Consider the following 11,942-nt stretch of genomic DNA (forward strand, 5'->3'; position numbering starts at 1 on the left):
CCATGGAACTTTTCGTCCCTTTCATGCTGTTCGTCCTCAAGATCGTGGACGAGCAGCCGGTGCACGTCGTTCTCGAACGCCAGGCTATCCTGTTCGAGAGCGAGGAAGAGTGCTTCGCTGCTGCGGACGCGATGCTCGACAGAATTGCGCATGAAGCCCACATGGAGCGCGACGATTTGCGCCACTGGTGCCTCCCGATGCCCGATCCGAGCGAGTTCGAGCAGCTGATCGAACGGCGCGATACCGCGAAACGCGAAGGAAAATGACCCCCGCCGCCAGAGTCCAGACCTCGATCGAACTGCTCGATGCGATTATCGCGTCGGCACGGTCGAAAGGTGCGCCTGCCGACCGCATTCTCGCGGAGTGGTTTCGTAGCAACCGGTTCGCCGGGTCCAAGGACCGCCGCGCCATTCGCGAACTGGTCTATGCGGCCATTCGCGCATGCGGTCCGGTCCCGGAAACGGGCCGCGCCGCGATGCTGCGCCTCGCAGAGACGGACGAGCATATCCGCGCCCTCTTCGACGGATCGAACTATGGTCCGGCAGAATTGGCTGGCGATGAACCTGTCGCGGCAGGCGGAATTGCGCCAGACTGGCTGGAGCAAAGGCTCGCCGGATCGGATGTATCGGGAGCCGAAGCTCAAGCTTTGCTGGATCGCGCACCCCTCGACATCCGCGTCAACACGCTGAGAGCCGAGCGCGCCACCCTCGCGCTCCCGGTCGAAAGCACATCTACCGCTGCGCCGAATGGCCTCCGCCTCGAGGCTGGCACGCAGGTCGAACAGTGGCCGGAGTGGCGCGAGGGCAAGATCGAGATCCAGGACACCGGATCGCAGATCGCCTGCCTTGCTGCCGGTGCGCAGCCCGGCGAGACTATTATCGACCTTTGCGCAGGCGGAGGCGGCAAGACCTTGTCGCTCGCAGCGGCGATGGACAATCTCGGTCGCCTTGTCGCCAGCGACACCGACCGCAATCGGCTCTCGGCCCTCATGCCGCGTGCGGAACGTGCCGGGGCGACCAATATCGAGACGGTATTGCTCAATCCCGGACAGGAACTTGATGCTCTTGCAAGGTTCGAAGGTCAGGCGGATGCCGTCCTGATCGACGCCCCGTGTTCGGGCGTGGGAACATGGCGCCGCAATCCCGAAGCGCGCTGGAGGCTGGACGACAAGGAACTGGCGCGCCTCACCGATTTGCAGGTTCGCCTGCTCGATATTGCTGCCCGGCTCGTCAAGCCCGGCGGGCGGTTGGTCTACGTGACGTGTTCCCTGCTCGATGAAGAGGGTGCGGACCAGTTCGACGCCTTCCTTGCGCGCGATCCGGCATTCTCCGCATCCCCGATGGAACTTCCCGCCGGACGAGCGCGAGGGCAGGGCATTCGCCTCACGCCGCACCATGACGGGACGGACGGTTTTTTCATCGCTCGTGCAGAAAAGTCATGATAGCCTTGTGACATGGCCGATCCGCGTCCATCTGCGACTACGCCCCTGACGGAGACGATAATGCGTTTTGCCCCCGCCGCTGCTGCCCTTTCGCTAGCCCTCGCGCTTACGGCGAGCGTCAGCTGGGGGAACGAGCGCGATCCGGCCCCGCGCGCTGGTGTGTTGATTGCCGAGGGCAAGTCCGCGCTGGATGCCGGCGACACGCAGGGCGCGATCGACGCGTTCGAAGCCGCGCTTGCAGTCGATCCGGGATATACGCCGATCTTCATCCACCTCGCCGAAGCGGCGCGGGCGGACAATCTCCAGGGCAAGGCGATCCGTTATTATCGCGAGGCGCTGGACCGCGATCCCCAGAACCTGGTCGCCATGGCTGGCGAAGGCGCCGCGCTTGCAGAGAAGGGTGCCTTGGAAAAGGCGCGCGAAAAGCTGGCGGCGGTTCAGTCGCTATGCGGCGAAACCTGCCCCGAAACGCAAGCGATCGAGGCCGCCATTGCCGCTGGTCCGCGCACCCCTGTCATGACGGCAGAGGCCACGTTGCCGGAAACGCAGGGCGTTCAGACCAACTGACCGCTCAGACGAGCTCGCGGAAAGCTTCGACAACGGCGCGGTAGACGCGCTTCTTGAAGGGTACGATCAACTCGGGAAGCTGTTGGGGTTCGGCCCACTTCCAGTCGCAGAATTCCGCCGGGTCATGGGCTTCGAGGTCGATGTCCTCATCCTTCCCGGAAAAGCGTGCGAGGAACCAGACCTGCTCCTGCCCACGGTATTTTCCGCCCCATAGCTTGCCGATCAGTTCTTCGGGCAGGTCATAGCGGACGGGTTCGGCCATGCGGTCGATGATGGTCACGTGTTCGGGCCTAGCGCCCGTTTCTTCCGCCAGTTCGCGCAATGCCGCCTGGTTTAGGTCCTCGCCATCGTCGACACCGCCCTGGGGCATCTGCCACCAGTCGCCTTCCTTGTTGTCGATCCGGCGACCGACGAACACGCGCCCATCGCCATTGACCAGCATCACACCGACGCAGGGCCGGTAACCCAGTTCACTCACCTGTAACGCTCCACCATCAGCTTGATCGCATCGAGGAAGGCATCGAGATCCTTCTGCCCGCTCGGTATCGCTTTTCTTAGCGTGGTAAAGCCGTGAATGATCCCGGGAAATTCAAGATAGATGACTTCGGTGCCCTGCTGGATCAGGTGCGCGGCGTATTCGCGGCCTGAATCGCGCAAGGGATCGAGGCCTGCGGTGCAGACCACGGTGGGCGGGGTATTGCTGCAATCGCCGACCATCGGCGTGTTGCGCGGATCCTTGGGGTCGCCGCCATATTGCTCGGTAAACCAGGCCATAGCCGCGCCGGTGAGGAGGAAACCTTCGGCAAAGTCCTTGAGGCTGCGATGTTGCGACACGTCGCTTGCCACCGGATAGATCGGAGCCTGGACGATCACCGGCACGTCGGCGGGTTCGTTCACGAGCTGGTTCGTGGTTACGATGGTGAGATTACCGCCCGCACTATCGCCGGTGATTACGAGCCCGGTGATTTCGCGGCCCAACGCCTCGGGCGAAGATGCCACCCAACGTGCCGCGGCTTCGCAATCGTCCGGCGCAGCGGGGAAGGGGTGTTCGGGGGCGAGACGATACTCGACCGACACCACCGGCAGGTCGAGCTGGTGGGCGATTTCCGTACACAGCGAATCGTAAACCTCGATATCGCCAATGACGAAACCGCCGCCATGGATGAAGATCACGCAGGGACCGGCTTCGCGCGTGTCCTTGGCGTCATAGAACCGCAGCGGGATATCGCCTGCGGGGCCGGGGCAGGAGAGGTCCTTCTTGATCGGCAGGTCGCGGGCCGGGGCTTCTGCCAGCTGGCCCATGGTCTTCATCTGCACACGGCCTTCGACCGCGCCCACTTCTTCGACGCCCTTGCCCCCGATCTGCTCCAGCATATCCAGGAAGCCGCGCACATCGTCGCGCACAAAATGTTCGGTATCGGCCATGGCGTCTCTCTCCTCTTTCGTTGCGAAAAGAGACTTAGCGTGTCGGCTACGCTTTTCCACTGCGCTTTTTGCGGCTAGCAGAGAAACTTCATTGCGAGAGGAGGGAGCGGGTCCTAGGTGGCGCTCCCATTGACAATGCGCCGTGAAACTCGGTGCGCGACAAGGAATTGACCGGATGGCAACAGCCGCCCCGAGCGACGCCGACCGGCCGCATAGCGGCCTTCCCGCAAGCCCCGAAGCCGTGGTTGTGCGCTTCGCCGGAGATTCCGGCGATGGTATGCAGCTGACCGGCGGGCAGTTCACGCTCTCCACCGCACTGGCCGGTAACGACCTGGCGACTTTCCCCGATTTTCCGGCGGAAATCCGCGCGCCGCAGGGCACGCTGTTCGGTGTTTCGGCTTTCCAGATCAATTTCGGCAGCCGCGAAATCAACACGGCAGGCGATGCGCCCGATGTGCTTGTGGCGATGAACCCGGCGGCGCTGAAGGTGAACATTGCTGCATTGAAGCCCGGCGGACTGATCATCGCCGACACGGGCGCCTTTACGAAGCGTAATCTGGACAAGGCGCATTACGACGCCAACCCGCTGGAAGACGGCAGCCTCGCCAAGTTCGACGTGCTTGCGTTCGACATCAGCGAGAAGACGATTGAGGCGGTGAAGCCTTTCGGCCTCGGCAACAAGGATGCGCTGCGGTCCAAGAACATGTGGACGCTGGGCCTCGCGCTGTGGATGTTCGACCGTCCGCGCGATCCTATCCATGACTGGCTGAAGGCCAAGTTCAAGTCCAAGCCCGATATCGCCGACGCCAATATTGCCGCGCTCGATGCAGGTCATGCCTATGGCGAGACGGCGGAACTCGCCGGACCGCTCAAGCAGGTCCATATCGACCCGACGCCCAGCGCGCCCGGCCTTTATCGCACCGTCACCGGCGCGGAAGCCGTCAGCCTTGGGCTGGTCGCAGGCGCGCAGCTGGCCGAGCTGCCGATGTTCTTCGGCGGCTATCCGATCACGCCCGCTTCGGCGATCCTCCACCACCTCGCGCGGCTCAAGGAATTCGGCGTCACCACCTTCCAGGCGGAAGACGAGATCGCCGCGATCTGCGCTGCCATCGGCGCAAGCTATGCCGGCCAGCTTGGCGTGACCTCGTCCTCCGGTCCGGGCATTGCGCTGAAGACCGAAGCGATCGGGCTCGGCATCATGACCGAGCTGCCGCTGGTTATCGTGAACTCGCAGCGCGGTGGCCCCTCGACCGGCCTGCCGACCAAGACCGAACAGAGCGACCTTTACCAGGCCGTCTATGGCCGTAACGGCGATGCCCCCATGCCGGTCATCGCTGCGCGCAGCCCGTCCGACGCGTTCGAAGTCGCTATCGAGGCCTGCCGCATCGCGACCCAATACATGACGCCCGTCATGCTGCTCACTGACGGCTACATCGCCAATGCGGCCGAGCCGTGGAAGGTGCCGAACCCGGCCGATTTCGAGCCGTTCCCGGCCCAATTCCTGACCGAACCGCGCGGCGAGGAACTGCTACCCTACAAGCGCGACGAAAAGGGCGCGCGTCCGTGGATCAAGCCCGGTACGCCCGGCATGATGCATCGCATCGGTGGGATCGAGAAGCACGAGCTGACCGGCAATATCGATTATTCGCCGGACAACCACCAGCGCATGACCGACCTGCGCAAGGCCAAGGTCGACAATATCGCCGTGCCCGACCAGGACGTCTGCCTTGGCGAGACGTCCGGCAAGCTGGCAGTCGTTGGCTGGGGTTCGACCTATGGCCCAATCCACCGCGCAGTCGACAACTGCCGCGCCAACGGCATGGACGTGAGCCACATCCACGTGCGCCATATCTGGCCGATGCCGAAGAATCTCGGCGACCTGCTGCGTGGCTTCGACCACGTCCTCGTGCCGGAAATGAATACGGGCCAGTTCAAGACCGTACTGCGCGACCAGTTCCTCGTCGATGCGCAGCCGCTCACCAAGACCAGCGGCCAGCCCTTCCAGATCGCTGAATTGGAACGTGAAATCGGCAAGTTCTTCGACGATATCCCCGGCAACGAAGGCGGGCAGGTCCCGGCCAACGACCAACAGCTTCCGAGCACGGATGGAGGTGCGAAATGAACGCTCCTGTGAAAATCGAAACGACCCTCAAGGACTGGGAAACTGATCAGGAGGTTCGCTGGTGTCCGGGGTGCGGTGACTATGCCATCCTGAAGGCCGTGCAGCGCACGTTGCCGCAGCTGGGGGCGGACCCTGCGAACACGGTGTTCATTTCGGGCATCGGCTGTTCGAGCCGTTTCCCCTATTACATCGAGAGCTACGGCTTCCACACGATCCACGGGCGCGCGCCTGCTTTCGCGACCGGCGCAAAGCTTGCCAATCCGGACCTCGACGTGTGGCTGGTAACAGGTGACGGCGATGGCCTGTCCATCGGCGGCAACCACTTGATGCATGTCCTGCGCCGCAACGTGAACATGCAGATCATGCTGTTCAACAACGAGATCTACGGCCTCACCAAGGGTCAGGCCTCGCCGACCAGCCGCGAAGGCACCAAGTCGCCATCGACTCCGATCGGCAGCTACGACCATCCGGCACGCCCGGCGGCATTCGCCCTCGGTAGCGGTGCGCGTTTCATCGGACGCGGGTTCGACGTGTCGAAGCACTTGCCCGATGTCCTCAAGGCAGCCCATGCCCACAAGGGTGCGGCTTTCATCGAGATTTTCCAGAACTGCATCGTCTACAACAAGGACGTCTTCAACGATTTCGCCGCGCCCAAGGGGGCGGAAGATCGCCAGCTCTGGCTGGAGAATGGCAAGCCGATGCTGTTTGCAGGCGACACCAAGGGCATCGCGCTCAATCGCGAAACGCTGAGCCTGGAAGTCGTCGATGTGACGGATGGCGATTGGGAAGCGGCGGGCGTGATCGTCCACGACGTTACCAACCGCTCTGTCGCGCATATGCTGATCGAAATGCCCTTCGGCCCGTTCCCGATGGCGCTCGGCGTGCTTTACGACGATCCGCGCCCGACCTTCGAGGACGCGGTGATCGAAGAGCGCAAGAAGGCGAGCGAGGGCAAGGAAGCCAACCTCGCCAAGCTGCTCGGCAAGGGTCAGACCTGGACCGTCAGCGGTACGGCGCAGGACCCGGTTTAGGCCGGAATAGTCCTGCCTCATGGATAATCTGACGCACAGCCTCGTCGGCGCACTGATCGGGCAGGCGGGGCTCAAGAAGAAAACCGGGCTCGCCATGCCCGCGCTGATCATCGGTGCGAACCTGCCGGATGTGGATGCGGCGTGCCTGTTCTGGCTGGAGGGCGTGGAGCATCTCGGCTTCCGACGCGGGATAACGCATGGCCCGCCAGCGCTGGTAATGCTGCCGCTGATATTGGCGGGGCTGCTCTACGCATACGACAAATGGCAGGCAGGTCGCGGCAAACGACCAGCCGCCCGGTTGCCGGTCAGCTTTAAATGGCTGTTCTTGCTGAGCTTCATTGGCTGCCTGACCCACCCGGCGCTCGACTGGCTAAACGTCTACGGCATCCGCTTGCTTGAGCCTTTCTCCAGCCAGTGGTTCTACGGCGACACGCTTTTCATCATCGATATCTGGCTGTGGGTCCTCTTGGGCTTCGCCACCTGGTTTTCCTTGCGGCGCGAGAAGCGGGGCGGGGAGTGGAAGCAGCCAGCCAAACTCGCTCTCTCGATCGCCGGCATCTACATAGCGTTGCAGGGCTTCATCACCGGCAATGCCGAGCGCGGAGTCACGGGCAGTCCGACCGGGACCGAGATCGTCATCGCCAGCCCGCCGCCGCTGTGGTCATGGAAACGCGACATGATAACCGGGGGCAACGGGCTGTACACGCTTGGCGAGGATACTACCTTTCCCGGCGTGCCGCTCGACCGCTGCGATCTGGAGCGTGCTCGCGCCTCCGACAGCCAGATCGATGCCTTCCTGTTCTGGGCGCGAACGCCCTACATCGTGCCCGAGGAAGACGGGACGCTGTGGCTGAGGGATGCGCGCTTTTCCGATCCCCGCGCCACGGGGCGTTTCGAGGTGAGGCTGCCGTCCGACATTTGCGAAGGGGTCAAGACGGAACTCTCGGGAGGGAACAGCGGTTAGGACCGCATGAGCTCACCACAAATCGTCTGGCTGCGGCGCGATCTGCGCATGGCGGACCAGCCCGCACTCCATGCCGCCGCCCAGGCCGGTCCAGTCATACCCGTCTTCGTCCTCGATCAGGACCGGGCAGGCGATCATGCCTATGGCGGGGCCTCTCTGGTGTGGCTGCATTATTCGCTGGAGAGCCTCGGGAAGGGCTTAGGTAGCCGCCGCTCGAAGAACGTCCTGCGCAAAGGCGATGCGCCTCAGATCCTCGCCTCGATCGCCGATGAGGTTGGGGCAAGCTGCGTCCACGCCATGCGCCATTACGAGCCGTGGTGGAAAGAGGCAGAGGACGAGCTTCGCGATGCGCTTGGCGAAGATCGCAAGCTGTGCCTCTATGATGGTAATTACCTGCTGCCGCCAGGCTCGGTGACGACAGGCTCGGGCGATCCCTACAAGATCTATACGCCTTTCTCGAAATCCATGCTCGAAGTCATGCCCCCGCGCGATGTGCTGGGTGAGCCGGAAACCATTTCGTCACCCGAAAGCTGGCCGGAAAGCGACGATCTGGGTGACTGGGATCTACTCCCGACAAAGCCCGACTGGGCGGGCGGCATCCGCGATTTCTGGGATTTCGGCGAGGCGGCCGGGCACGAGCGGCTCGAATGGTGGACGGACCAGGTAGCGGACTATGACGAGGGCCGCAACCTGCCGTCTAAGGACATAACCTCGCGTCTGTCGCCGCATCTCCACTGGGGCGAAATCAGCCCGGCGCAGGTCTGGCACAAACTCAAGGACAGCCGCAGCGACGGTTGGAAAACCTATGCAAAGGAGATCATCTGGCGCGACTACGCCCAGAACGTGATCGACCAGTTCCCCGACTATCCACGCGAGAGCTATCGCGATTATGATGAGCGGACCTTGTGGCGTAATCCGAATGCCGGCCACCTGATCGAGGAAGACTTGAAATGCTGGCAGCGCGGGATGACCGGCTACCCAATCGTCGATGCGGGGATGCGCCAGCTGTGGCAGACGGGCTGGATGCACAACCGCGTGCGGATGATCTGCGCCAGCTTTCTCGTCAAACACCTGCTGATCGACTGGCGCTTCGGCGAGCAGTGGTACTGGGACTGCCTGGTGGATGCCGATTACGGTAATAACGGCGTCAACTGGCAATGGATCAGCGGCACCGGGGTCGACAGCAATATGTTCAGCCGGATCATGGCCCCGCTTACGCAGAGCGAGAAATTCGATGCCGCGGATTATATTCGTGAATACGTTCCGGAACTGGGAGGCCTGTCCGATGATGAAATCCACGATCCACCTGATGACAAGCGCGGCGACTATCCGGTCAAGATGATCGGGCACAAGGAAGCGCGCGAACGGGCGCTGGAAGCGTATAGGGCAAGCAAGTCGTAGCGGACTTGTCGCCCGCTTCGCCGCACGGCATAGCGGCGCCCATGGACATGCCTACCAGCCAGCGCGGACGCAATCTCGTCGAAGGAGCGAAGCCCTTCGCCCGCAAGCCGGGGTTCCTGGCACGGCTAGTCGCTCCCGGCTTCGGCAAGATCCTCGATCGTATCGACGAGGCGGTCGTCTCCGGTGCGATCCGCGCAACTTTGCCAGATGGTACGAAGCGTGTCCTTGGCGGCCGCAATCCCGGCTTCGAGTGCGACGTAGAATTGCGCAGCTGGAACGCGCTGGTCCGCCTTGCCAGCAACGGATCGGTGGGCTGGTATCAGGCGTGGGAATCGGGAGAGTGGTGGAGCCCCGATCCCGTACCACTGTTTGCACTGTTCATGAAGCATGCCTCCCGTCTCGGAGACACGGCGCGGGCCAAGGGGCCTTTCCGCCACGGGTTGAAACTGGCGCATCTGGTCAATCGCAATACGCATGAAGGCGCGCAGAAGAATATCAGCGCCCATTACGATCTCGGAAACGATTTCTACGCCGCTTGGCTCGATCCCACGATGAGCTATTCCTCCGGTCTCGGGATTGGAGACGACGCTCTCGAAGTCGGTCAGAGACGCAAGTGGGATGCATTGGCATCGCGGCTTGGCGATCACGAGCGCCTGCTCGAGATCGGCTGCGGGTGGGGCGCTCTGGCCGATTTCTTTGCATCACGAGGCAGTGGCGTCACGGCGATCAGCCTGTCCGACGAACAGCTGCAATGGGCGAGGCAACGCCACGATCCGGCGGTCGATTTCCGCAAGCAGGACTATCGCGACACTGCGGGCAGCTACGACGCCATCGTCAGCGTGGAGATGGTCGAAGCGCTCGGCAGGGAATACTGGCCCACCTTCATGGACTGCATCGCGCGCAATTTGAAACCGGGTGGACGCGCCGCAATCCAGTACATCTCGATGCGCGACGAGTTGTTCGACGATTACGCAAAGAGCGCCGACTTCATCCAGGCCTACATCTTCCCCGGCGGCTTGCTGATCAGGACGAGCGAGTTCCGCAAACTTGCAGAGGAGCGCGGCCTTGAGTGGCGCGATCAGTCCGATTTCGGGCTCGACTACGCGGAAACCCTGCGCATCTGGCGCGAGGCATTCGACCGCGCGGAACGCGATGGCGAACTGCCGCAAGGATTCGATGAGCAATTCTGCAATTTGTGGCGCTACTACCTGATGTATTGCGAAGGCGGCTTCCGTGGCGGCGGAATCGATGTGCACCAGATAACACTGGTGAATGAGGGAGAGAGATGATGCGTGCGATACTTGCTTCGATGACTGCCTTGGCCGTGGCCGGATGCTCTGCAGCCTATTCGGGACCGGTCGAGACGGCCGATGCCGCGCCTCCCGCCGTAAGCCAGAGCATGCCGGAGCAGATGGCGAGCATGGATCCGGGCGATTCGATCCTGTTCTGGAGCGACGAGCGCCGATCCGCTGCTTTCCGCGACATGGAATCCCTGTTCCCGGGCCTGGAAGTTGCGCCGGCCAATACCGTGCGCACTTTCCCCCGCGGAGAAAGCCTCGATGCCGAAACCGTCGCCGCAATCCGCAGCTTCATGGCCGACACGCAGGCCGGCGGGGTAATGGTTCTCGAAGAAGGGAGGCTCCGGTTTGAGGAATATGGCCTGGGCCTTGGCGCGCAGGACCGCTGGACCAGCTTCTCCGTCGCCAAGAGCTTCACGTCATCCCTGCTCGGTTCGGCGATCGAGGATGGGCACATCGAAAGCCTCGATACGCCGGTGACGTCGATCATTCCCGCCCTCGCGGGCACCGCTTACGATGGCGTCACGGTTGGTCAGATCGCCACGATGACGTCGGGCGTGGCGTGGAATGAGGATTACACAGATCCCGACAGCGATGTTGCGAAGATGCTGGCCATCGCGCCGGTTGCAGGGGAATCGCAGGCAGTGACCTATGCCCGCACTCTGACGCGCGAGGCGCCGGCGGGTGAGAAATGGGTCTACAAGACGCTGGAGACCAATTTGCTCGGCCTCATCGTCGAGGAAGCTACCGGCAGGTCGCTCGCTGCCTATGCAGCGGAGAAGATCGTGGAGCCCGCAGGCTTCGAAGGCGGCTTGTTCTGGATGCAGGACCTGACCGGCGGCAATATCGGCGGCTGCTGCCTTTCGCTGCGCCTTTCGGACTATGCCCGTTTCGGCCAGTTCGTGCTCGAAGGTGGCGAAGGCGTAGTACCTGATGGCTGGTTTGCCGATTCAGGCGCGGCGCAGGTCTCCTTCGCCCCCAATGCACCGGGCTTCGGATACGGTTACCAGTGGTGGGCTTATCCGCAGGGTGCTTACGGCGCGCAGGGCATCTTCGGTCAGGCGATTACCATCGTGCCGGAAAGTGATCTGGTGGTGGCCGTGGTCAGCAACTGGCCGACGGCTACGAGCAGCGCCTATCGAGGCAAGTTCCGCGATCTCGTCTATGGCATTGCAGCCGAGGCGGACTGAACCCGAAAACGAGTGGTGGCGGAGGCCGCTAAGGCGCACCGCCACCGACGACGAGATACCGGACGAAGGTTCAGGCCAGCGCCCAGCGGTCGCCGCCATTGCGTCGGCACTGTCGCCTGTCTTGCGAAATCAGTAGGGGCGGTAGGCGCCTTCGCCGCTGTAACGGGCGAGGATGTTGTCATGGACGATCGGCGAGAGAAGCTCGCTGAATGCACAGCCGACCATGCAGTTTTCCCACCAGACGACCTGCGCCTGCAACGATTCCAGGCCGGGTAGGGTCAGCCAGCACATCTGGCCCTCGTGCATGCGGTTGATCGCTGCTGCCGAGAAGCCGGAGATCGACAAATCGTGGACCACCGTCTGGAACGCGCGGCCACCGCTCGCGCGAAGCTGGCCGGGGATGGTGAGCTTGGTACGCGGTGCGCACCGGTCTTCTTGCGCTGCTACCGAGTAGCGATCCTGGGTCTGGTAGGTCATATCCGGCACCTTGCTGAGACTGAATT

12 protein-coding genes are annotated in these 11,942 nt (G+C 62.8%); 9 read left to right on the forward strand and 3 right to left on the reverse strand.

Annotated features, from left to right (window positions below; genetic code table 11):
- The first annotated feature begins 2 nt into the window (after positions 1-2).
- Genes GRI34_RS03880 through GRI34_RS03890 form a run of 3 tightly spaced genes read left to right on the forward strand, consistent with a single transcriptional unit; the run spans position 3 to position 2,008 of the window.
- The gene (locus tag GRI34_RS03880; protein WP_160594811.1) at positions 3-266 is read left to right on the forward strand and encodes a hypothetical protein; all 264 of its coding nucleotides are present in this window, start codon (positions 3-5) and stop codon (positions 264-266) included.
- Positions 263-1,441, forward strand: a complete 1,179-nt coding sequence (locus GRI34_RS03885; protein ID WP_160594812.1) for an RsmB/NOP family class I SAM-dependent RNA methyltransferase — start codon at positions 263-265, stop codon at positions 1,439-1,441. Before GRI34_RS03880 ends, GRI34_RS03885 begins: the two co-directional genes overlap by 4 nt.
- Before the next feature lie 60 nt (positions 1,442-1,501).
- Positions 1,502-2,008 (forward strand): tetratricopeptide repeat protein, encoded by a 507-nt coding sequence (locus GRI34_RS03890; protein ID WP_160594813.1) that lies wholly within the window; start codon positions 1,502-1,504, stop codon positions 2,006-2,008.
- Between the two features lie 4 nt (positions 2,009-2,012).
- On the opposite strand, the gene GRI34_RS03895 is transcribed toward GRI34_RS03890, so the two are convergent.
- A complete protein-coding gene (locus tag GRI34_RS03895) occupies positions 2,013-2,450 on the reverse strand; it encodes an RNA pyrophosphohydrolase (RefSeq protein WP_199800221.1) in 438 nt (145 codons plus the stop codon).
- A gap of 32 nt (positions 2,451-2,482) precedes the next feature.
- A complete protein-coding gene (locus tag GRI34_RS03900) occupies positions 2,483-3,433 on the reverse strand; it encodes an alpha/beta hydrolase (protein WP_160594815.1) in 951 nt (316 codons plus the stop codon).
- 175 nt (positions 3,434-3,608) lie between these two features.
- Here GRI34_RS03900 and GRI34_RS03905 point away from each other — a divergent pair, with 175 nt between their 5' ends.
- Genes GRI34_RS03905 through GRI34_RS03930 form a run of 6 tightly spaced genes read left to right on the forward strand, consistent with a single transcriptional unit; the run spans position 3,609 to position 11,439 of the window.
- Entirely contained in the window at positions 3,609-5,555 is a 1,947-nt protein-coding gene (locus tag GRI34_RS03905) for a 2-oxoacid:acceptor oxidoreductase subunit alpha (RefSeq protein ID WP_160594816.1), read from the forward strand.
- Complete coding sequence (locus GRI34_RS03910; protein ID WP_160594817.1) at positions 5,552-6,586, forward strand: 2-oxoacid:ferredoxin oxidoreductase subunit beta; 1,035 nt, start codon at positions 5,552-5,554, stop codon at positions 6,584-6,586. The genes GRI34_RS03905 and GRI34_RS03910 overlap by 4 nt, the downstream gene beginning before the upstream one ends.
- Positions 6,587-6,605: 19 nt before the next feature.
- Positions 6,606-7,550: a metal-dependent hydrolase gene (locus GRI34_RS03915; protein WP_160594818.1), complete on the forward strand. Its 945-nt coding sequence runs from the start codon at positions 6,606-6,608 to the stop codon at positions 7,548-7,550.
- A gap of 6 nt (positions 7,551-7,556) precedes the next feature.
- Positions 7,557-8,951 carry a cryptochrome/photolyase family protein gene (locus GRI34_RS03920; RefSeq protein ID WP_160594819.1) on the forward strand — a complete coding sequence of 465 codons (1,395 nt, stop codon included), beginning with the start codon at positions 7,557-7,559 and terminating at the stop codon, positions 8,949-8,951.
- Positions 8,952-8,992: 41 nt separating this feature from the next.
- A complete protein-coding gene (locus GRI34_RS03925; protein WP_160594820.1) occupies positions 8,993-10,240 on the forward strand; it encodes an SAM-dependent methyltransferase in 1,248 nt (415 codons plus the stop codon).
- Positions 10,240-11,439: a serine hydrolase domain-containing protein gene (locus tag GRI34_RS03930; protein WP_160594821.1), complete on the forward strand. Its 1,200-nt coding sequence runs from the start codon at positions 10,240-10,242 to the stop codon at positions 11,437-11,439. Before GRI34_RS03925 ends, GRI34_RS03930 begins: the two co-directional genes overlap by 1 nt.
- Before the next feature lie 129 nt (positions 11,440-11,568).
- On the opposite strand, the gene GRI34_RS03935 is transcribed toward GRI34_RS03930, so the two are convergent.
- The gene (locus GRI34_RS03935; RefSeq protein ID WP_090479507.1) at positions 11,569-11,916 is read right to left on the reverse strand and encodes a PilZ domain-containing protein; all 348 of its coding nucleotides are present in this window, start codon (positions 11,914-11,916) and stop codon (positions 11,569-11,571) included.
- Between the last annotated feature and the right edge of the window lie 26 nt (positions 11,917-11,942).

Source organism: Qipengyuania aquimaris (genome assembly GCF_009827445.1).
GTDB lineage: Bacteria > Pseudomonadota > Alphaproteobacteria > Sphingomonadales > Sphingomonadaceae > Qipengyuania > Qipengyuania aquimaris.

Excerpts from the sequence above, each read along its gene's own strand:
- GRI34_RS03890 (WP_160594813.1), top strand. The coding sequence starts at position 1,502 with ATGCGTTTTGCCCCCGCCGCTGCTGCCCTTTCGCTAGCCCTCGCGCTT.
- GRI34_RS03900 (WP_160594815.1), bottom strand. The coding sequence starts at position 3,433 with ATGGCCGATACCGAACATTTTGTGCGCGACGATGTGCGCGGCTTCCTG.
- GRI34_RS03895 (WP_199800221.1), bottom strand. The coding sequence starts at position 2,450 with ATGCTGGTCAATGGCGATGGGCGCGTGTTCGTCGGTCGCCGGATCGAC.
- GRI34_RS03920 (WP_160594819.1), top strand. The coding sequence starts at position 7,557 with ATGAGCTCACCACAAATCGTCTGGCTGCGGCGCGATCTGCGCATGGCG.
- GRI34_RS03915 (WP_160594818.1), top strand. The coding sequence starts at position 6,606 with ATGGATAATCTGACGCACAGCCTCGTCGGCGCACTGATCGGGCAGGCG.
- GRI34_RS03880 (WP_160594811.1), top strand. The coding sequence starts at position 3 with ATGGAACTTTTCGTCCCTTTCATGCTGTTCGTCCTCAAGATCGTGGAC.
- GRI34_RS03935 (WP_090479507.1), bottom strand. The coding sequence starts at position 11,916 with ATGACCTACCAGACCCAGGATCGCTACTCGGTAGCAGCGCAAGAAGAC.
- GRI34_RS03885 (WP_160594812.1), top strand. The coding sequence starts at position 263 with ATGACCCCCGCCGCCAGAGTCCAGACCTCGATCGAACTGCTCGATGCG.
- GRI34_RS03910 (WP_160594817.1), top strand. The coding sequence starts at position 5,552 with ATGAACGCTCCTGTGAAAATCGAAACGACCCTCAAGGACTGGGAAACT.
- GRI34_RS03925 (WP_160594820.1), top strand. The coding sequence starts at position 8,993 with ATGGACATGCCTACCAGCCAGCGCGGACGCAATCTCGTCGAAGGAGCG.
- GRI34_RS03930 (WP_160594821.1), top strand. The coding sequence starts at position 10,240 with ATGCGTGCGATACTTGCTTCGATGACTGCCTTGGCCGTGGCCGGATGC.
- GRI34_RS03905 (WP_160594816.1), top strand. The coding sequence starts at position 3,609 with ATGGCAACAGCCGCCCCGAGCGACGCCGACCGGCCGCATAGCGGCCTT.